Here is a 20,250-nt window from a genome sequence, read left to right as displayed (position 1 = left end):
AGCACAAAGCAGCAGTTTTATAAACGTGGATCATGGAACCATTGTATCGATTCCATGACAGAATGTATAGACAAACGCTAGGCGTTAGTGAGAATTACTTGCGGATGATCGCTTCAAACTCACGCCATTCACGGGCGGTCATGCCTGAGCTTTCCTGCGTGACGGTCTCACCCGCCAACATGTTCCGAAGACTCTCCGCCATCTGGGCGGACAGGTTGACCGCACCCAAACGGTAGTCCTCGAACGCTTTGTAGGCAAACGGCACCCAGTCGGCGACGATCTTGCACATCGCGTCGGCGTATACGCGGATTTCGTACTGCGCATGAGGGTCTGCGCGCAAACGCAGGAAATGGAACAGGTTGTGCAGATCGACCTTCCAATACCACTGCGTGTAGATGTTCGCAGGCAGGTTCATCCGAGCCAGTTCACGCGCCAGGCCCTGTTGTCCATCCTGGTTGATCATGGCCTCGTAATTGTCATAGCAGCGGGTGCTGTCGGCTTTCAGGATTTCCAGCACACGAGCCGCTTCTTCACCTTCCAGTGCTGATCCGCGCCCCTGGTTGTTCACCTCTGACTGGGCCGCTACATGCTCTGGCGCGGGGATATAAAACTCACGATCCAGAATAGAATACCGCGCCGAGTATTCGTTTACATTTGCTGTTCGGTGCCGAATCCACTGGCGCGCCACAAAAACGGGCAGCTTTACATGCAGTTTGACCTCGCACATCTCGAACGGGGTCGAGTGCCAGTGCCGCATCAGATATCGGATCAGCCCTTCGTCGTTCTGAACCGATTTTGTGCCTTTACCATAAGATACACGGGCCGCCTGACAGATCGCGGCATCATCGCCCATATAGTCGATCACACGAACAAAGCCGTGATCCAGGACCTGATGCGCGGTGTACAAATGGTCTTCCATTCCGGCTGAAACGGCGCGACGTGTGGGATGCGATTGCGCGCGTTGCGCTTCGATCTCGGCCTGTTGGTCAGCGGACAGCGGCATCAAATCTTCCTTTCTGGTAATGAGTCGCCTCCTACTATATCTCGCCAATCCCGCCACCGGAACCGCGATATATGCCGCAACCCGCGCTATTTTCGATTTGGACACCACGGTGCACTCGACACGTCAAACCAGTGCGCTAAGTTGCTGGCAAAATAAATCGAAGAAGGAAAGTCAAAATGGCGCTGACATATCTGCACACTATGGTCCGCGTGGGGGACCTGGAAAAGTCCATGGCGTTTTATGAGCTTCTCGGCCTCAAGGAAACACGCCGATATGACAGCGAGGCCGGGCGATTCTCGCTGATTTTCATGGCTCCTCCGGGGCAGGAGGACGCTCCGATCGAACTGACATACAACTGGGATGGCGATGATGAGCTGCCCAGCGACAGCCGACATTTCGGCCACTTGGCGTACGGCGTCGACAACATCTACGAGGTCTGCCAACACCTTCAGAACAACGGCGTCACCATCAACCGCCCGCCACGCGACGGTCGCATGGCCTTTATCCGTTCTCCCGACAACATCTCGGTTGAGTTGCTGCAGAATGGCGACGCGCTGGAACCTGCCGAACCCTGGGCCAGCATGGAGAACACCGGCCGCTGGTGATCCGGTGGATCATAGCAATGGGGCTGGCCATTTTGGCCGGCCCTATCAAGGCCGAACAATGCCGTTTGGCCCTAGCTCTGGCGATGGATATTTCAGTCTCGGTCGACGATGCAGAAGATCTTTTGCAGAGGCAGGGATTGGCCGCAGCGCTTTTAGCCCCTGAAGTACAAGAGGCTTTCTTTTCCTCACCCCTGCCCGTTGCCTTGGCGGTCTACGAGTGGAGCGGGCAATCTACACAACACGTCATTCTGAACTGGCAAATTATTGAAAATAAAGGAAATTTGATCGCCGCGGCAACGCAAATCAGCCAGTCGATCCGGTCCAATCAAGGCTCGGCCACAGCTATGGGGCACGCGCTGCGGTTTGGGGCCAAATTGCTGCAAAGCGCGCCCTCTTGCCTGTTTCATACGATAGACCTGTCCGGTGACGGGTCCAACAATGACGGGTATGGGCCGCAGATCGCGTATCAACGGTTCTTTACCCGTGACGTTGTGGTCAATGGCCTGGTTATCAACGCCGCCGATTTTGAAGGTGAACTGTTTCTGGTTCCCTTCTTTGAGAACAACGTCCTGCATGGCCCCGGTGCCTTTCTTGAAGTGGCACAGGGGTTTGAAGATTTCGAACGCGCCATGCGCAAGAAGCTTAAGAGGGAACTGAGCGGACTGCAGATCGGCGCGATTGGACGTGTTGGCCAATGATTGCGCGTCTGCTTGTCGTGTTGTTCTGCCTGATATCCGGGCCTGTTCATGCGCAGTGCCGGCACGCATTGGCTTTGGGTCTGGACGTGTCGGGGTCAGTCGACAACGGGGAATACAGGTTGCAGTTAGAGGGCGTGGCCGCTGCGCTGCAACACCCTGAAGTGCGCCAGCTGATGCTGGCCGATGACGCGACATCCATAAGACTGGCAGTTTTTGAATGGAACGAGCCCGGGCACGAACGAATGCTGCTGAACTGGACCGAGATTCAAACCCAGGTCGATCTAAACGCAATCAACACCCTTTTGATCGAAACTTCACGCAGCTCGACACCGCAAGGCACTGCGGTTGGATCCGCGATGGCGTTTGGCGCCGATTTGCTACGGCAGCAAAATTCATGCTGGCGGCGTACGCTGGATCTGTCTGGAGATGGCAAGCATAATCTTGGGACCCATCCCCGCGAAGTTCGAGCTACACTGCGTAACAGCGGAATAACAATCAACGGTCTGGTCATCGGTGCGGATGACCCTAAGGCCGGAGATCAGCGCTTTGTTCAGGTGGGCGAGCTTTCCGCCTATTACACGGCCTGGGTCATTTCAGGGCCAAACGCCTTCGTCGAGGTCGCGTTGGGGTTTGAGGCCTATGAAGATGCCATGATCCGTAAACTGATCCGAGAGTTGGACAGCCTCGTGCTGTCCGAAGCCCGTCCTTGATCAGTAGATATACCTGATCTGGTCGGTCCAATACCGTTCGACGCGGCGCAACGACGTGGTGATGTCTTCTATGCCCTCAAGTGCCAGCACTCCCCTGCCTTGCAGGCCCTCAGCGTGACGTGCAAACAGGTCGGAAACGATGTCGCGGATCTCTCTGCCCAGCGGCGTCAGGCGTACGCGCACCGAGCGACGGTCGATCTCGCAGCGCTGATGGTGCATGTACCCCATCTCGACCAGTTTCTTGAGGTTGTAACTGACATTGCTGCCTTGATAGTAGCCACGGCTTTTCAGTTCACCTGCCGTGACTTCGTGATCACCGATATTGAACAGAAGCAGCGCCTGCACAGCATTGATTTCCAACACGCCAATGCGCTCAAACTCGTCCTTGATGACGTCCAGCAGCAAGCGGTGCAATCTTTCCACAAGGGCCAGCGCCTCAAGGTAGCTGGTCATGAACCCCTTGGTTCCCGATCCCGAGACCTGCATTTCCATACTCATCCGACCCTCCGATTCAGTCGCGCGGTTTGAGACACGATGAACCAAAAATCCAAAAAATCGGTTAAGCGGAAATTTTCGTTACTTTTGAAACGTTTGAGCGATGTCCGATATCAAGCGGGAAAACTGTGCAGGCGATTGTACCTGCCCGGTGACCCACTGATATAGATCCTGGTCATTTTCATTCAGCAGCGCGTCATAATCATCCAGCCCGGCCTCATCCATGTCGGCCAGATTGCGATCTGCGTAGGCGGACAGGATAATGTCCATTTCTTTGATCCCACGCCGCATGGACCGCATTTTCATGCGTTTGATGCGCACATCCCGGGGCTCGCTCAATTCTTCTGCTCCAGCATCAGGCGCATTTTCTTTTCCAGCCGCGCCGCGCGTTCGGCGCTCGCGCGCATCTCGCCGCGAATGGCACGCAGTTCGGCTACGGCGACTGACAGTTCCATACCGCCTTCACCCTCTTCCACCGGTGCATCCATGCCGTCGCCCTCACCGGTCAGCAGCCACATGATCGAGACATTGATCATACCCGCCATCATCGACAATCGGTTCGCACGCGGCTCGGATAAATCGTTTTCCCAATCAGCAATTGTCGCTTTCTTGACCCCAAGACGGCGTGCCAATTCTGCTTGCGTCATTCCGGCGGCTTCGCGAGCGCCCGCCAAACGATCCCCAAATGTTGCAGACTCCGGACCATACCAGTCTTGTTCATCATTCATTCGGGTCTCCGATTCACATTATCCATACGGCTTGATCGTCATTCCGGTGCACCCTATGACAGTCAGGTTGAACATACAAACCGAGGCCACTCATGAGTTTCCTGTCTGCGACACTGTCACGCGTTAAACCTTCGCCTACCATCGCTATGACAGCTAAGGCAGCCGAGCTTAAGGCCGCCGGGCGCGATGTTATCGGGCTGAGCGCGGGTGAGCCGGATTTCGACACGCCTCAGAACATCAAAGACGCCGCTGTTGCGGCAATTGCGGCGGGTAAAACCAAATACACCGCACCAGACGGCATTCCCGAGCTGAAACAAGCGGCCTGCGCTAAGATGAAGCGCGATCATGGGCTTGAGTATACACCCGCTCAAATCTCGGTCGGAACCGGCGGCAAGCAAACGCTGTACAACGCTCTGACGGCGACGATGAATGACGGCGACGAGGTGATCATCCCCGCGCCTTATTGGGTAAGTTACCCCGACATGGTTTTGCTTGCCGGTGGAACACCGGTTGTCGTTGAGACGACACTCGAGAACAGTTTCAAGCTGACTGCGGAACAATTGGAAACCGCAATCACCCCCAAAACAAAATGGTTCATCTTCAACTCGCCCTCTAACCCAACGGGTGCAGGGTACAGCAGGGATGAGCTGAAGGCTCTGACCGATGTGCTGATGCGCCATCCGCATGTCTGGATCATGTCCGACGACATGTATGAACACCTGGCTTATGACGGGTTTGAATTCTGCACGCCGGCCGAAGTAGAGCCCGGTCTCTATGACCGGACGCTTACCTGCAATGGTGTCTCTAAAGCATACGCCATGACTGGGTGGCGCATCGGCTATGCAGCGGGTCCGGTCGAGATCATCGCGGCGATGCGTAAGGTTCAGTCGCAATCCACGTCGAACCCCTGCTCGGTCAGCCAATGGGCCGCGGTTGAGGCGTTGAACGGCACACAGGGCTTTCTGGCCCCGAACAACGAGACGTTCAATCGTCGTCGCGATCTGGTGGTTCGGATGCTGAACGAAATCGACGGCATCACCTGCCCCACGCCCGAAGGCGCGTTTTATGTTTATCCTTCGATTGCAGGACTGATTGGCAAAACGACGCCTGCCGGTACGGTCATCGACACTGACGAAGCATTTGCCACTTCTTTGCTGGAAGAGGCGGATGTAGCCGTTGTGTTTGGTGCAGCCTTTGGGCTTTCGCCGAATTTCCGGGTCAGCTACGCTACGTCCGATGCGGCCCTGACCGAGGCCTGCAGCCGTATACAGCGTTTCTGTACATCTCTGAGGTAAACATGTCCGCCGAACTTCCCGAGTACTACTTTCGTATCCGTGAAAACGGGGCTGCGGTGTTTCGGGTCGATACAGAAAACCGCCAACGCCGTATTGAGATGGACCAGATCGCGGTCATCAATATCCGCAATGGCGAAGTCAAACCGCAAGGGCAGCGGACGCTTTCTGAGCGAGATCACGCCGAAATCGACCGCTGGATGCAAGAACGCCGGGCCTTGTTGGCCCAGCGCGACATCGACGATATCCATCGCGCTGTCGACTACCTGAACCTGACCACGCAATGGGCGCAGTCCAAGGCAAGTGACGAACAGCTAGAAGACGTAACCGACCGGTTGCTGATGGCGATGCACGACCTGCGCACGGTTCTGGTTCGGAAAAAAGCAGACCGGCTGAGCAAGAATTAGGCGGGTTCTGCTGCTGTCGGCATCTGCCGGACCGAATGCATCCAGAACCGGGCCATCAACAGCACGGCTGCGAATGCCAAACCAAGCACCAGCCCCAGCCAGACACCGATGCCGTCCATTTCGCGAACAAAACCAAAATAGTACGACGCCGGGATTCCAACGACCCAATAGCTGAGTGCGGCCATGACCATGGGAATTTTGGCGTCTTGCAATCCGCGCAGCAGACCCAGTGCAATGACCTGCGCCCCATCGACCAGTTGAAACAATGCCGCCATGGCAAGCAACCCTGTCCCAATAGCCAGGATTTGCCCGCGTTGCGGATCATCAGTCTCCATGAACAATGAAATCAGCGGTTCGGCACAGGTCAGAAACAGGACAATTGTCAGAACGGACATGATCAGTGACATGCCCGTTACGGCAATTGCACCTTTTTCCAGATGTGCCCTGTCCCGACGGCCCAGCGCGTTACCTGCCCTGATGGTGGCGGCGTTTGACAACCCCAAATGCACCATAAAGGTAGCCGAAGCGAGGTTCAGCGCGATCCCATGCGCGGCCAGAGGGACCTGACCCAGCCACCCCATCATCACCGCTGATGTTGCAAACAGCGAAACTTCGGCCAGAGTGGTCAGACCAATGGGCACACCCAGCTTCCATACGCTGGCGAACATCTCCCAATCCGGCCGCCAAAACCGTTGAAAAAGGCTGTGTTCGGGCAGCGTCCGAACCACGTAGATAACAACAGCGACCAGCGAAACGACCTGGGTTGCGATTGAGGCGATGGCCGCCCCCGTCACGCCCAGTTCCGGTGCCCCCCAATTGCCGAAGATCAGCGCATAGTTGGTCACCGCGTTCACAAATGCCGCCGCGACCGTGATCCACAGCACGATCTGCGTCCGTTCCAATGCCGCAAGGTAGGACTTCAGCACCATCACAAGCAGGGCCGGAAACAACCCCCAACCTGCAACGCGCAAATACTCGGATGCGGTTTCAGCAATTTGCGGTTCCTGCTTCATGGCGATTAGGATCGGATAAGACCACCACAGCAATGGCATAACCACCACTGCGTACAGCAGCGACAGCCAAAGCCCCATTCGGGTTGAGCGGCGAATGCTGGTTTCGTCCCCTTCTGCTGCCGCTGTGGCAACCATTGGCATGACGGCCCAGCCAAACCCCGCACCGAACAAAAACAGCACAAAGTAATAGCTGCTGGCCAATGTCACCGCAGCCAACGCCTCGACCCCGTACCAACCCAACATGATGGTATCTGTCAAGCTGATCGCATACTGCGCCAGATGCCCTCCGACCAGGGGCAGGCCCAGCACGGCAATCGCCCGAAAATGAGCGGGATATGTCATCACTTTTGTCATAGCACCAGCCATATGCGCGGGCTTGGCGCGGGACAAGAGTGGATCACTAAAATTTCATTGTGAGACTTTGGTGCCCGCTCCTGGCATGAGAACGGGCACCTTGGTGTTTAACGGGCGTCCGGATGCAATGTTGCACCCAGAATATGTTCAGACCGATGAATGACGTGATGCGCCTGCCCCACGATCAACGGATCAGGATCACCGACAACGTCATGATCCTTGCCGGGGTAATCCAGCGTCGACAGGAAGTGACGCATACAGTTCAACCGAGCCCGTTTCTTGTCGTTCGACTTGATGATCGTCCAGGGCGCGTCCGCGGTATCGGTGTAAAAGAACATCGCTTCTTTCGCCTCGGTATAATCATCCCATTTGCTGAGGCTGGCCTTGTCGATGGGTGAAAGTTTCCACTGTTTCAGCGGATCGGTCTCGCGGCTTTTGAACCGACGTTGTTGTTCCTCCTGCGTGACCGAGAACCAGTATTTGTACAGTTGGATGCCCGAGCGGACCAGCATCTGTTCCAGTTCCGGCGTCTGACGCATGAACTCCAGATACTCATTGGGCGAGCAGAAGCCCATCACCCGCTCAACACCCGCGCGGTTGTACCAGGACCGGTCATAGAACACCATTTCACCAACGGTTGGCAGCTCCTGAAGGTAGCGCTGATAATACCACTGCCCTTTCTCTTCCCAGGTGGGTTTGTTCAAAGCGACCACTCGAGCCTGACGCGGATTCAAATGCTCCATGAACCGTTTGATCGTGCCGCCCTTGCCAGCGGCATCGCGACCTTCGAACAGCAGAACGAACCGCTGCCCCGTGTCTTGCGCCCACAGCTGAACCTTCAAAAGCTCGGCCTGCAACTTGGCTTTCTGCGTCTCATAAGTCGCCCGTGCCATCTTGCGGCCGTAGGGGTATTTCCCACTTTCGAACGCCTGCCGGATTTTCTCGGGACTGGGCGCGACGGGCTCGGCTGTATTGGCTGGTACGGATTTGATCTGAGGGGATTTTGCTTCGACCGGAGCAATGGCTTCCATACATCTTTTCCTTTTTCTACTGTCCTGAATGAGGGCTAGCAGAAACGTCTTGAATGCGCTTTGATTGGTGTCAAATTGATGCCTCAAAAACCCATAAATTCCACTCCGGATCAGAGGTTCCCATGCGCACGTCTTTTGCCGACCTGAATGGCCAGTCCTTCTGTGTCCGATTCTGGGGCAACTCCGATGCGCCACCGCTGTTGATGCTGCACGGCTTCCCGGAATACGGCGGCGCCTGGGCGGATCTCGCCCCGCATCTGATGGATCACTTCTATTGCATCGCCCCAGATCAGCGCGGCTATGGTCAAAGCTGGTGCCCCGAAGGGGTGCAGAACTATGCCCTATCGCAACTGGTGTCCGACATGGCCACCTTGATTGAGACCCACGGAGCGCCTTTTACCGTGCTGGGTCACGACTGGGGCGCATCGGTGGCCTATGGCCTTGCTATGTTCCGTCCTGATTTGGTTAACCGGCTTGTCATCGCAAACGGCGTGCACCCGGTTCCGTTTCAACGCGCCATGGCCACAGGCGGTGCGCAATCGGAAGCCTCGCAGTACATCAACCAACTGCGGGCACCAGATGCGGCCCGGAAACTGTCCGAAAACAGTTTTGCGGTGCTCGAAAGGTTCTTTCGCCATGGCATGGGACTGGATTGGCTGACCGAAAGCCGCATGGTCGAATATCGCACCGAATGGGCTCGCCCCGGGAGGCTGAAGGCAATGCTGAACTGGTATCGCGCCTCTCCACTGGTTGTGGCTGAACCCGGACTTCCGGCAACAGACCTGCCGGACCTGCCGCACGACCGGCTGCATGTCCGATGCCCGCACCTGTTGCTTTGGGGCCCTGATGACAAGGCGCTCTTGCCCGAAACCACCGAGGGGCTAGAGGCTTTTGCCGCGGACTTGACCCGCGTCACGATCCCCGGCACCGACCACTGGCTGCACCATCAAAAACCGCAGGACGTTGCAAACGCCATACTGGAATGGGTCCGCATTGCCTGATCTGTGTGATCTTTTACCGATGCCCCCAATCGTCAGGGTTGTCAGAATTGTTCGGCGACAAACCTAGCTCGTCCCCGACAGTCGAACATCCCAACCCCAGCACCGTTCGATTTGCATAAGAGAAGTACGAACAGACCTGATTGATCTCAAGGACTTCTCCATCGTCCCAACCCGCCTCACGCAGGGTGATCACATCCGCCTCGACCAGGTCCCCCGGACTTTCGGTCAGTTTACAGGCATAGATCATGGCGGCGACCTGCGCTGGATCCAACGGAGCAGCAGCTGGATCACGTGCCTCAATCGCCGCCCGGATCGCATTGCCTCGCGCTTTGTCGCCAAGCAACCGCTGCAAACCGGCGAAGTGATGTTCGACGCAATACCCGCACCGATTCAGAGAACTGACCCACACGCCCAGCACCTCAAGAAACCACTTCGGTATCTTGTTGCCCGAGTGATGCAGCACCGCCTTGTACATCGCCATATGGCCTTCCATCGAATGCGGCCGCAAAGAATGCGCCATCATGATGTTGTCCACATTATTGTCCGGGCCGGTCACCCGTTCGTAAAGTTTCTTCAGCTTTCCGGTCGCCTCTTCCAACGGCACTGTTCTGATCCAGCTCATGCGGCACCTGTCTTTCCTCTCGATTGAACGTCTGGCGCAGCCTAGTAACAATTCGAACCGCTTACGAGGCAAACCTCGAGCTATGACGCAACGAGGTGATGCAGCAGGCAATGAACGGCAGGTCCGAGCCCAGAGCGGACCTCAGTGTTTAGTTGTTTGTGCGCCGCATGGTGGAGCGTTCGTACCTCAGTCCAAATGTTCGAAAGCATAGATTTCTACGGCTTCTTCAAACCCACGCAGGGTTTGCGACCCAAGTGTGAGAGACGTTTCGGTTACAAGCTTTTCAAATTCACTCGTTGCCAGCAAAGGCGCATCAAGCGACCGAGTTAGGTTTTCCAATCTGCTGACCAAAGCAACGGACGTACCTGTCACCGTGAAGTCCATTCGTTTTTCGGTTCCCACGTTGCCATAGATCGCTGAACCCATGTGTAAGCCAATTCCAAAATCGGTTTGGTCTTCAGGCGCAATTTCTGCGCGCCTTTGAAACGCTTCTCGAGCAGCTGACAGGGCTGCCTCGCACATGTCTTCCGGCAAACGTCGGTGACCATCAAACGGGAAAATCGCCAGTAAGCCATCACCTACAAATTTCAACACTTCTCCGCCGTGGTCGTGAACCGCTCCGGCGACGCATTCAAAGTAACGGTTGACGGCAGCAACATAGTCTTCCGGCGACAGGCGTTGGCTCAGAGCCGTTGACCCGTGCATGTCGCTGAATAGAAGGGCACAATCGATTTCCTGAACATCGCCACGCGATATCTGACCGCTCAAGACCGATTGACCGGAAATCCTGCCCAGATAGGCTTCCATCAATTCTGCTGCCAAAAACTGCTCAGTATAAACACGAACCGTGCCAAAAAGCGGAATGGACAGACGCGCAAGACCATCGATTTCTCGTTTCGTAAAACCAGAGCGCCTCTTTGTTGCAAAGGATACAGAAGCACCAAGCACCCACTCCGATCCATTTTCGAACGATACGGTGCGTGTCCCAAACGGAACGGACAATACGAGGTAGTCGGTGAAACCTGATGCGGCCAGTTTTTGGTATATCGGGTATTTATCCCGGATTGATGGGTTCGTCAGGTTGGCACGCAGAAGCGGCACCATTTCCAATTCGCCAACAAGGCCATCGGCAAGATCCCAGATTTCTCGGTGAAAAAACCTGCTGGCCACTTGATCTGACAGTTTTGTGTTCTCGCCAAAGGGTGCACTGTCAAAAAGCTCATCCGTGATGGAACTGCGAGGCATGACAGTCCATTCAATACGGTCGGTTGATACATCCCAAGTAGCATCGACCAAACCGATGACGGGGTGCATCATGAGGCGACCCAGAGAGACACGGGCAACTGGCACGCCGCCGTCGATCAGCCTGTGGCTCAGATGCTCGACGAGACCACCTACCTCGCCTTCGAAGAAGGCTAATTTCTGCAACCAATCTGAAATTCGGTCGAAAACATCCGGCATAAAGTTCTCCTTAAAGAGCACTTTGGAGCAGCCCATCGCCTATGTCATTTAGTTTATTGAAGCAAAACGTACGCATAAGAGGGGCGAAACAATTGTCCACTTTGTCCGCACAGCGGGCCTCCACCCCATTCTTCACCTCTCAAACACCTACAACACCTCGCGCCCCTCTTTCCCCGGACCACATCACCTGCCATAATGGGAGAAACTCAAAAACAAGAGCAGCACCCATGCCCGACGATCTGTTGACGCCCGAAGCGACCAATACCTATGACGCCTCCTCGATCGAGGTGCTGGAAGGGCTGGAACCGGTCCGCAAACGTCCCGGCATGTATATTGGCGGCACGGACGAGCGGGCGTTGCACCACATGGTGGCCGAAATCCTCGACAACTCGATGGATGAGGCCGTCGCGGGCCATGCCAACCGGATCGAGGTTGAGCTGCACGCCGATTATGCCCTTACGGTGCGCGACAACGGACGGGGTATTCCAATCGATCCGCACCCGAAGTTTCCGGGCAAATCGGCGCTTGAGGTGATCCTGTGCACCTTGCACGCGGGCGGCAAGTTCTCGGGCAAAGCCTATCAGACCTCGGGCGGTCTGCACGGTGTGGGTGCGTCCGTGGTGAATGCTCTGTCGGATTCGATGGTCGTGCAGGTGGCACGCGACAAGCAATTGTTCGAACAGCGGTTCTCGCGCGGCGTTCCGCTGGGTCCTGTGGAAAAGGTCGGCGCGGCCCCCAATCGGCGCGGTACAACAGTGACCTTCCACGCAGATGCGGACATCTTCGGCCACCATCGTTTCAAACCGGCGCGGCTGTTCAAATCGATCCGGTCCAAGGCTTACCTGTTCTCGGGCGTCGAAATCCGCTGGAAATCCGCCATCGACGACGGTGAAACCCCGACCGAGGCTACGTTTCATTTCCCCGGCGGCCTGTCGGATTACCTGAAAGAGACGATGAACGGATCGTCCACCTATGCCGAGCAGCCCTTTGCCGGCACCGTGGATTTCAACGAAAAATTCGGCGCCCCCGGCAAGGTGGAATGGGCGATCAACTGGACCCCTTCGCGCGACGGGTTCATCCAGTCCTACTGTAACACCGTCCCCACGCCCGAAGGCGGCACACATGTGGCGGGCTTCTGGGCCGCGGTCCTCAAAGGGATCAAGGCTTATGGCGAGCTGATCAACAACAAGAAGGCCGCGCAGATTAACCGCGACGACCTGATCACCGGTGGTTGCGCGCTGGTGTCGTGCTTTATCTCTGAACCGGAATTCGTGGGCCAAACCAAAGACCGCCTTGCCACGGTCGAAGCGCAGCGACTGGTCGAGAACTCTGTCCGCGACCATTTCGACAACTGGCTGGCCGCGGACAATAAATCGGCAGGTGCGATCCTGGACTTCCTCATCCTGAGGTCAGAGGAACGCCTGCGCCGACGGGCCGAGAAGGAAACACAACGCAAGTCCGCCACTAAGAAACTTCGTCTCCCCGGCAAGTTGGTGGACTGTTCTAGTTCAACACGGGATGGCACGGAATTATTCATCGTCGAGGGCGATTCTGCGGGCGGCTCGGCCAAGATGGGCCGAAACCGCAAAACACAGGCCCTGTTGCCCTTGCGCGGCAAGATCCTGAACGTGCTGGGCGCGGCCAGTTCGAAACTGGGCACCAACGCCGAAATCAGTGACCTAACGCAGGCGTTGGGTGTGGGGCTTGGCACCAAGTTCAACGTCGATGACCTGCGCTATGACAAGATCATCATCATGACCGACGCGGATGTGGACGGGGCGCATATCGCGGCGCTGCTGATGACGTTCTTCTTCACCCAGATGCGTCCGATGATCGACGCGGGCCACCTGTATCTGGCCTGCCCGCCTTTGTATCGCCTGACTCAAGGTGCCAAACGCGTCTACTGCCTGGACGAGGCCGAGCGGGATGAATGGCTTGAGAAAGGTCTGGGCGGCAAGGGCAAGATCGACGTGTCCCGCTTCAAGGGTCTGGGTGAGATGGACGCCAAGGATCTGAAAGAAACCACGATGGACCCCGCGTCCCGGAAATTGATCCGGGTCACCATCGACGAGGACGAACCCGGCGAGACCGGCGACTTGGTCGAGCGCCTGATGGGTAAAAAACCCGAACTGCGGTTCCAGTACATTCAGGAGAACGCGCGGTTTGTGGAGGAGTTGGATGTTTGACTAAAGGTTCGAATCCTTCTTCGAAAAAAGTAAAACCAAACTCCCTACATCTGGCGTCTCTGGGCCTAACCATCACTAAAATCTATGTTGTGCTATTGGTTGGATGCCTTCCAATTGCAATGCTCCTCGGAGCTATCAAATTAGAACCGTTGGAGATCAACCAACTGGGTGATTTCCTTGCAGGAGTTTTTGGCCCTCTTGCAATCTTTTGGCTAGTCCTCGGGTTCTTTCAGCAAAGCCGAGAGCTTCAAAACAGCGTGGATGCACTGAACCTACAAGCCAAGGAACTTGCCCATTCCGTTGAACAGCAAAAAGAAATGGTAAAAGTCACTCGAGAAACTCTGGAACACGAGCGAGAAGTCCTCAACATTCAGGCATTATCTAAAAAAGAAAGTCTACAACCTAAGCTGGACATCAAATTTGGAGCAGACTCCCGGCAAGGGTTGGACAATTATCGCTACTTCACCAAGATCACCAACATTGGACATACTGTCTCCAACTTCTCGATCGAATACACCTTAGATGGTCAGACTCTTCTGCAGGTAAGCAAAGAACTTCTAAAATTCGAGGACTCCGCTGAAGATCAAGCCGTTGAACTTTGTGCACCGATTACTGAAGTACTGAGCGCTGTTGTAAGGTTTGATGATAGTGAGGGTGATCGGTTCTTGAGCAGATATGATGTTGTTTACATTGCGTCCGAAAGCCAGTGGCCACGCTACACAATTAAAAGAACCTTACATGAGAAAGTTGGTTCGACGTCCGATTGAAACACTCAGTTCGCGCCCAGACCGAAGGTAGTTGCGAAATGCGCCCGGTGTCAAAGTGAAGGATTGCCTCTGACAAAACGGGAGCGGGTCGGGCGCGTGCTTGATGCTTTGCATCAAGCATTGGATGGGCAGAAGACGCACCAACCCCACACGCGCCCTCAAAATACCAAAATCTACTGCAATTCAAACATCTTCGGTTTACTAATCAAACCAAGACCCGGCTTCCCTGTGACAAGCTGGCTTGGATTTAACGATTAAGGATTTGCAATGGCCCGCCTTTATGACAGTCGAAAACGTGTTCTCGTAACCGGTGGGGCCGGGTTTCTGGGCTCGCATCTGTGCGACCGGCTTCTGGATGAGGGGCATGAGGTTTTGTGCGTCGACAACCTGTTCACCGGCACCAAGCGCAACATTGACCACCTGCACAACAACCCACGGTTCGAGTTCATGCGCCATGATGTGACCTTTCCGTTGTTTGTGGAGGTCGACGAGATCTACAACCTCGCCTGCCCGGCCTCACCCGTGCATTATCAGCACGATCCGGTGCAGACGACCAAGACCAGCGTGCATGGCGCGATCAACATGCTGGGGCTGGCGAAGCGGCTGAAATGCAAGATATTTCAGGCCTCGACCTCCGAAGTCTATGGCGACCCGACCATCCATCCGCAGACCGAAGATTATTGGGGTAACGTCAACCCGGTTGGTCCGCGCTCGTGCTATGACGAGGGCAAGCGCTGCGCCGAGACCTTGTTCTTCGATTATCACCGGCAGATGGGGCTTGAGATCAAGGTGGCCCGCATCTTCAACACGTACGGGCCCAGAATGCACCCTGCCGATGGGCGCGTCGTGTCGAACTTCATCATGCAGGCCCTGACCGGTGAGGCGATCACGATCTTTGGCGACGGTACGCAAACCCGGTCATTCTGTTACGTGGATGATCTGATCGAAGGGTTCATCCGCCTGATGGAAACTGGCCCAGACGTCACCGGCCCAGTCAATCTGGGCAATCCCAATGAATTCTCGATGAACGAACTGGCCGGTGAAATACAGGCGCTTGTGGGGGCCGAAACCCCCATCAGTTTTAAGGCACTGCCGCAGGACGACCCGAAACAGCGTCAACCGGATATCACTCTGGCGCGGACCCTGCTGAACTGGGAACCCAAGGTGCAGCTGAAGGAAGGGTTGGCGTCCACCATCAGCTATTTCAGAGAGCTACAATCAGAAGCTGCGTCCCACTGAACAAGGGACGGCTTTCCCCCATGGAAACAGGATTGCACAGGCCTACGTCTGGGCTTCAATCGCGTGGCACGAAGGAACGATGGCAATTTCTCGTTGCCTAAACCTTTGATCCCGTTCACACTTACCGCATCATAACAACAATGGCTTGAGGTCCGGGCGTCCAGTATCTTTTACCAACACCGCTTTTAGACGGGAGGACGACATGAAAACTATTACCTTTGGACTGGCCCTGGCGCTGCTGGCCTCACAAGCCCTTGCGCAGCAGATGCTCAGCACCGCATCCCCCATTCCGGACGGGGCCGAAAGCCGGTTTTGCTATTACGACGGCATGGCCTATTCCGAGGACGCCTTTGTTCTGATGGTCGGCGACAACACGGTTACCAATACAGTCAGCACGGTTCAGGAACGCCTGTTGCGTTGCCACCGCGATAACGACGGCACCCTGAAATGGAAACCACAGAGCACATTCTCGACCAATAACTGAGCCCTGCATCCGTGATCAGACGGCCAGCCCGATCAAGGCAACACCGATGGCCATAAGTGCGGCGGCCCCCAACCGTCGTATCCAATTGCCTTCCTTGAGGAAGATGAACCCGATCAGCGCGGCAAAGATGACCGAGGTTTCTCGCAGCGCCGAAACGGCGCCCAGCGGGGCAAAATTCTTGGCATAAAGCACCAGACCATACGCGGTCATCGAGACCAGCCCGCCAAGAATGCCCGTCATCCAAACCTTGGCAGGTATGTACTTCAGGCTCGAGCGCTTTTTGACCCCGACAAAGCCGGCAATGAACAGGTGCAGGAAAGCACCCCAGGCCCAATAGCTGAGTGTGTTGCCCGACAGCCGAACGCCGATCCCATCCACAACCGAGTAGATCGAAATGCAAAAACCGGTGCCTACTGCAAAGCCCAGCGCACTGCGCCCCACACCCGAGCGCAGCTCCTTCCAACTGCTCAGCTGAATGCCAAATGCGATAAGGGCAATGCCACCCCACGCCTGCAATGGCAGCACCTCACCCACCAGAACCATCGCCCAAAGCGAAACCAGTGCTGGAACGATGCCTCGGGCGATGGGGTAAACCACACTCAGATCCCCATGCTGATAGGCTTTGCCCAGCATGAAGTAATACCCGAAATGCACAACGGTCGAGAGCAGGATGTAGATAAAGCTCTCGGCACTGGGCAATGGCAGGACCATCACCATAACAGTCGCTGGCAACACGTGGCCAAATGCAACGAGCCCCAACATGGTCGTGCGATCCGCCGCGATCTTGACGATGGCGTTCCAGACCGCATGAAGCAGTGCTGCAGACAGAATAATGAGGATGACGAATAGGGTCATGCCCGGTCCTTTCCCGCAGATACTATGCGCAAAAAGGGTCTGTGGCCCTATTCACTTGGCGCGATCTCGACCAAAAACCTGATTATTGTCAACCCGGTTTCAAATGGGCTGTGTATTCAACCAGCTTTCGATTTGCTCAGCAGGCCCCTGCCAGCCTGGCTCCATAAACAGAAAATGCGCGTGGTCCTGAACCAGCAGAAAAGTTCCGCGTTCTCCGTAACGCTCTGCCAGGGCGCAGCATGTGTCTGGATTTACCGCCCGGTCTTCTGCGCCTGAAACGACCAGAACTGGGCAGTCGACCTTGTCGAACTCAACCTTGATCGCGTGATGGTCATCGAACATCCAGAAGAACATCTCGAACATAACGCGCCCGCTTTCGGCCCCCAGTTGATCGAACACGGCGTGTTGTTGTGCCTCGTCCATTTTATTGAGCGCAAAGGGCGCCATCAGGTCGAACTCGACCCGCATGGGCTGTTTCCAGAAGGCCCCACCTTCCATCAGCGCACGCGGCACAGCGCGCTCATCATCGGTTGCGGGCAAGGTGCCCCAGGGCGCATTGGGGTTGATCAGCACAATGGCGCTGGCCAGACCTCGCGCGGCCACCTGCTGCGCAACAACACCCGCAATGGCGTGGCCAAGCAGAACCGGCTTGCTGTCCAGACCCTGCACAAACTCCGCAATGTCGTCGGTGTAATCCAGCACGCTGGTCTTAGTCAGCCCAGGGTCAGGATCGGCTTTCGGATCATCGCCATGATGACGCAAGGCGGGGGTGTGTACAGTCCACCCCCGATCACGAAAGAAGGTCGCATAATCCTGCATACACCAGGGTCCGGCAAATGCCCCATGAATCAGAACAATGTCTTTTGTCATCGACAATCTCCCGTGGCTCTTCGGTCAGTATGAACATTCGGTAAGATGTTACAACTGCGCGTGATCCCTGTTGCAGGACGCAGGTCAGGTCCTAAGATCGGGCTCATGAGTTTTGTGACCGACAACCAACTGCCCCTGCTGATTCTGTTTTTTGTAGTGGGATGTATCGGAACGGCATTTCTGTTCCGCAAACCGGCCGGTCATCGGGCCTGGAAGCTGGCCGATCTGGTCTGGGTCGTACTGGGCGGTATCGGGGCGTTGGTCGCTGTTCTGGCGGGGCTTTACACCTCGGACAGCTCACGGCTGGATCGTCAGATCGATGTGGCTTATGCGGCCACACTGGCCTTTGATCGTGACGCCGCTCGGTTTCGCCTGCGCTTTTGTGATCCGGCCTTCGACCCGGACACGGCCGTTTTATGCGACAAGGTCGAGTTCCTCTCGGCCTCAACCGCCAGCAATTCGGAACTTCCGTTGTTCATAGCCGTCACCAATGAGGTCGCCCCGCTTCAGGGCCTGCATTTCCTCTTCGGAGGTCAAGCCAAGGATGACATGGATGAAATGCGCAGTGCCGCCGCGAAAGCTGATGCCTTCGATATCGACCAGTTTCTGGTCTTCACCTCTCTGGACGACGAAACGCAAACCGCCATCGACAACATGCGCCGGAAAGTACCTGCTATTGCAGGGGACTACCTGATCCTGGCCCAAAGCTATGATGATCTGATCGATCAGGTTGGCAAACTGAAAGACGAGTGGGAGTATTTGCAGGCCAACGCTCATATTCTGGTTCTTCAAATCGTGGCCCTGTGCCTTGTCAGCTTTGCAGCCCCGTTCCGGTTGGGAAAATCGCTGGTCGAGCTGCGTACGGCACTTATCGCCGATACGCCTGCGCCAGCACCTGCGGATCTGCCCCCAGAAAATAGCGCAATAGCGTCCACAGATTCCGAGTACCCCTCCGAAGCCACCCCGCCCGCTCATACCGCTCCGCGCTCGTAAAGGCTCGGATCTCAAGCAGTGTCATTCGGGGCAAGCAACGCACCAGCTCTACGTCCTCCATCAAGGGTTGGTCCGGATAGCCGCCTGCGGCTTGGTAGACATCGCGCAGCACCAAAAGTCCCTGATCCCCGTAGGGTAACCCAAATACCCTGCTGCGCAGATTGGCCCAGCCCGAGACCCATCTTGGCGCAATACCGTGCGCCCGAAATGCCAACCGGAACGCTGCAGGTGTGCCGCTGGAAAGGTGGGCGCTTACGGCCTCACTCCAGCCATGTTGCAGCACGGTGTCCGCGTGCAGGATCAGCATCCAGTCCCCACCGGCCTCTGCGCAGCCACGTCGCAACTGTCCGCCGCGCGACGGTGCACCCGCCACAACCCGGGCACCGGCCTCTTCCGCGATCTTCAGTGTTGGATCAGTAGACCCCCCATCGCTGATGATCAGCTCGCGGATCAGCCCGGCGTGCAGACCCTCCATCAACGCCTCAAGACATGCGGGCAAGGCACCAGCGGCGTTCAGGGTCGGAATCACAACAGAGATCGGGGCTGGCACGTCTGATACCCTCTGGTCTTGGTGGCGGATCTTCCTATATCACGAGGCCAAAGGAAATGACGAGGACCAAGCCATGCCCACCCGCCGCATCCTGCGCCTGACCGGCTCGGACACCGAAAGATTTTTGCAGGACCTGATCACCAATGACATTCAGGGTTTGAATGACGGGCTGGTCTATGCAGCGCTGCTGACGCCGCAAGGCAAGTATCTGGCGGACTTTTTCCTGAAGCGTGACGGCGACGGCGTTTTGCTGGATGTGGCCGAGCACCTCGCCGAAGATCTGATCAAGCGTCTGAGCATGTACAAGCTGCGTGCGGATGTGGCGATCGAAGGCACCGATCTGCATCTGCAGTACGGAACGGGTGCCGCGCCAGAGATCGCCCTGCCCGACCCGCGTCACCCGGACATGGGCTGGCGCATGTATTCCACAGCACCGGAAGAAGATGACGGCACCGATTGGGATGCGCTGCGCGTTCAACATTGCATTCCAGAGGCCGGAACTGAGCTGTCCCAAGACAGCTATATCCTTGAATCCGGTTTTGACATTCTGAACGGTGTGGATTTCAAAAAGGGCTGTTATGTAGGTCAGGAAGTGACCGCGCGCATGAAGCACAAGACCGAACTGCGCAAAGGTCTGCGCCGTGTCGTTGTTGATGGCACAGCCCCTGTGGGGACCGAGATCACGGCCAATGGCAAATCGATAGGCACCCTGTTCACTCAATCCGGGGGCCACGCGATTGCCTACCTGCGTTTTGACCGCGCAGGCGGTGAAATGCAGGCGGGCAAGGCCACGGTGCGATTGACGGACTAAGCGCCGCTTGTTGCCTAATCAGCACGACCACGTTGACGACACATATCGCCAAGTTTGAACCTGTTCCCCAGCCCT

Annotated in this window: 22 protein-coding genes; 11 read left to right on the top strand and 11 right to left on the bottom strand. The window is 56.3% G+C overall.

Going from position 1 to position 20,250, the window contains the following annotated elements:
* Window positions 1–94: 94 nt before the first annotated feature.
* Window positions 95–1,003, bottom strand: a complete 909-nt coding sequence (thyX, locus tag ALB80_RS00250) for an FAD-dependent thymidylate synthase (protein WP_050602024.1) — start codon at window positions 1,001–1,003, stop codon at window positions 95–97.
* Window positions 1,004–1,179: 176 nt separating this feature from the next.
* Between thyX and ALB80_RS00245 the strand changes: the two genes are divergently transcribed.
* From ALB80_RS00245 to ALB80_RS00235, 3 genes are read left to right on the top strand one after another with little or no spacing between them, the layout of a single operon-like run.
* Window positions 1,180–1,608: a VOC family protein gene (locus tag ALB80_RS00245; RefSeq protein WP_050602023.1), complete on the top strand. Its 429-nt coding sequence runs from the start codon at window positions 1,180–1,182 to the stop codon at window positions 1,606–1,608.
* Entirely contained in the window at window positions 1,605–2,306 is a 702-nt protein-coding gene (locus tag ALB80_RS00240) for a DUF1194 domain-containing protein (RefSeq protein ID WP_253276789.1), read from the top strand. Before ALB80_RS00245 ends, ALB80_RS00240 begins: the two co-directional genes overlap by 4 nt.
* Window positions 2,303–3,016, top strand: coding sequence for a DUF1194 domain-containing protein (locus tag ALB80_RS00235; protein WP_050602021.1), 714 nt, complete (start codon window positions 2,303–2,305; stop codon window positions 3,014–3,016). The genes ALB80_RS00240 and ALB80_RS00235 overlap by 4 nt, the downstream gene beginning before the upstream one ends.
* Here the strand turns inward: ALB80_RS00235 and ALB80_RS00230 are convergent, their stop codons facing one another.
* The 3 genes from ALB80_RS00230 to ALB80_RS00220 all read right to left on the bottom strand — a co-directional run bounded on the left by ALB80_RS00230 (window position 3,017) and on the right by ALB80_RS00220 (window position 4,239).
* Complete coding sequence (locus ALB80_RS00230; protein WP_172677841.1) at window positions 3,017–3,514, bottom strand: MarR family winged helix-turn-helix transcriptional regulator; 498 nt, start codon at window positions 3,512–3,514, stop codon at window positions 3,017–3,019.
* A gap of 78 nt (window positions 3,515–3,592) precedes the next feature.
* Window positions 3,593–3,817: a succinate dehydrogenase assembly factor 2 gene (locus ALB80_RS00225; protein WP_157054130.1), complete on the bottom strand. Its 225-nt coding sequence runs from the start codon at window positions 3,815–3,817 to the stop codon at window positions 3,593–3,595.
* A gap of 29 nt (window positions 3,818–3,846) precedes the next feature.
* Window positions 3,847–4,239, bottom strand: a complete 393-nt coding sequence (locus ALB80_RS00220) for a helix-turn-helix domain-containing protein (RefSeq protein ID WP_050602018.1) — start codon at window positions 4,237–4,239, stop codon at window positions 3,847–3,849.
* A gap of 92 nt (window positions 4,240–4,331) precedes the next feature.
* Between ALB80_RS00220 and ALB80_RS00215 the strand changes: the two genes are divergently transcribed.
* Entirely contained in the window at window positions 4,332–5,534 is a 1,203-nt protein-coding gene (locus ALB80_RS00215) for a pyridoxal phosphate-dependent aminotransferase (protein ID WP_050602017.1), read from the top strand.
* A 2-nt stretch (window positions 5,535–5,536) separates the two neighbouring features.
* Window positions 5,537–5,938: a hypothetical protein gene (locus ALB80_RS00210; protein WP_050602016.1), complete on the top strand. Its 402-nt coding sequence runs from the start codon at window positions 5,537–5,539 to the stop codon at window positions 5,936–5,938.
* Here ALB80_RS00210 and ALB80_RS00205 read toward each other — a convergent pair.
* Window positions 5,935–7,293 (bottom strand): MATE family efflux transporter, encoded by a 1,359-nt coding sequence (locus ALB80_RS00205; protein ID WP_371255939.1) that lies wholly within the window; start codon window positions 7,291–7,293, stop codon window positions 5,935–5,937. The two genes, ALB80_RS00210 and ALB80_RS00205, sit on opposite strands and share 4 nt — an antisense overlap.
* 119 nt (window positions 7,294–7,412) lie before the next feature.
* On the bottom strand, window positions 7,413–8,336 hold the full coding sequence (gene ppk2, locus ALB80_RS00200) for a polyphosphate kinase 2 (protein WP_050602015.1): 924 nt from the start codon (window positions 8,334–8,336) through the stop codon (window positions 7,413–7,415).
* Window positions 8,337–8,458: 122 nt separating this feature from the next.
* On the opposite strand from ppk2, the gene ALB80_RS00195 reads away from it, so the two are divergent.
* Window positions 8,459–9,337 (top strand): alpha/beta fold hydrolase, encoded by an 879-nt coding sequence (locus ALB80_RS00195; RefSeq protein ID WP_050602534.1) that lies wholly within the window; start codon window positions 8,459–8,461, stop codon window positions 9,335–9,337.
* 13 nt (window positions 9,338–9,350) lie between these two features.
* On the opposite strand, the gene ALB80_RS00190 is transcribed toward ALB80_RS00195, so the two are convergent.
* The gene (locus tag ALB80_RS00190; RefSeq protein ID WP_050602014.1) at window positions 9,351–9,959 is read right to left on the bottom strand and encodes a carboxymuconolactone decarboxylase family protein; all 609 of its coding nucleotides are present in this window, start codon (window positions 9,957–9,959) and stop codon (window positions 9,351–9,353) included.
* A 186-nt stretch (window positions 9,960–10,145) separates the two neighbouring features.
* On the bottom strand, window positions 10,146–11,420 hold the full coding sequence (locus ALB80_RS00185; RefSeq protein ID WP_050602013.1) for an adenylate/guanylate cyclase domain-containing protein: 1,275 nt from the start codon (window positions 11,418–11,420) through the stop codon (window positions 10,146–10,148).
* A gap of 227 nt (window positions 11,421–11,647) precedes the next feature.
* Between ALB80_RS00185 and parE the strand changes: the two genes are divergently transcribed.
* The 4 genes from parE to ALB80_RS00165 all read left to right on the top strand — a co-directional run bounded on the left by parE (window position 11,648) and on the right by ALB80_RS00165 (window position 16,096).
* Window positions 11,648–13,606 (top strand): DNA topoisomerase IV subunit B, encoded by a 1,959-nt coding sequence (parE, locus tag ALB80_RS00180; RefSeq protein ID WP_050602012.1) that lies wholly within the window; start codon window positions 11,648–11,650, stop codon window positions 13,604–13,606.
* Window positions 13,603–14,373, top strand: coding sequence for a hypothetical protein (locus ALB80_RS00175; protein ID WP_157054114.1), 771 nt, complete (start codon window positions 13,603–13,605; stop codon window positions 14,371–14,373). The genes parE and ALB80_RS00175 overlap by 4 nt, the downstream gene beginning before the upstream one ends.
* A gap of 267 nt (window positions 14,374–14,640) precedes the next feature.
* The gene (locus ALB80_RS00170; RefSeq protein WP_050602010.1) at window positions 14,641–15,612 is read left to right on the top strand and encodes a UDP-glucuronic acid decarboxylase family protein; all 972 of its coding nucleotides are present in this window, start codon (window positions 14,641–14,643) and stop codon (window positions 15,610–15,612) included.
* A 202-nt stretch (window positions 15,613–15,814) separates the two neighbouring features.
* Window positions 15,815–16,096 (top strand): hypothetical protein, encoded by a 282-nt coding sequence (locus ALB80_RS00165; protein WP_050602009.1) that lies wholly within the window; start codon window positions 15,815–15,817, stop codon window positions 16,094–16,096.
* A 15-nt stretch (window positions 16,097–16,111) separates the two neighbouring features.
* Here ALB80_RS00165 and ALB80_RS00160 read toward each other — a convergent pair whose 3' ends face one another.
* The 3 genes from ALB80_RS00160 to ALB80_RS21705 all read right to left on the bottom strand — a co-directional run bounded on the left by ALB80_RS00160 (window position 16,112) and on the right by ALB80_RS21705 (window position 19,364).
* The gene (locus ALB80_RS00160; RefSeq protein ID WP_050602008.1) at window positions 16,112–16,951 is read right to left on the bottom strand and encodes a DMT family transporter; all 840 of its coding nucleotides are present in this window, start codon (window positions 16,949–16,951) and stop codon (window positions 16,112–16,114) included.
* Between the two features lie 99 nt (window positions 16,952–17,050).
* Window positions 17,051–17,821 carry an alpha/beta hydrolase gene (locus tag ALB80_RS00155; protein WP_050602007.1) on the bottom strand — a complete coding sequence of 257 codons (771 nt, stop codon included), beginning with the start codon at window positions 17,819–17,821 and terminating at the stop codon, window positions 17,051–17,053.
* Window positions 17,822–18,689: 868 nt separating this feature from the next.
* The gene (locus ALB80_RS21705; RefSeq protein ID WP_083445146.1) at window positions 18,690–19,364 is read right to left on the bottom strand and encodes a TIGR04283 family arsenosugar biosynthesis glycosyltransferase; all 675 of its coding nucleotides are present in this window, start codon (window positions 19,362–19,364) and stop codon (window positions 18,690–18,692) included.
* A gap of 73 nt (window positions 19,365–19,437) precedes the next feature.
* On the opposite strand from ALB80_RS21705, the gene ALB80_RS00145 reads away from it, so the two are divergent.
* Window positions 19,438–20,175 (top strand): folate-binding protein YgfZ, encoded by a 738-nt coding sequence (locus ALB80_RS00145; protein ID WP_050602005.1) that lies wholly within the window; start codon window positions 19,438–19,440, stop codon window positions 20,173–20,175.
* The last annotated feature ends 75 nt before the right edge of the window (window positions 20,176–20,250 follow it).

This window comes from Ruegeria sp. 6PALISEP08, from assembly GCF_001238295.1.
Lineage (GTDB): Bacteria > Pseudomonadota > Alphaproteobacteria > Rhodobacterales > Rhodobacteraceae > Ruegeria.
Note: the sequence above shows the minus strand (reverse complement) of the source record. Positions and strands in the feature narration are given on the sequence as shown.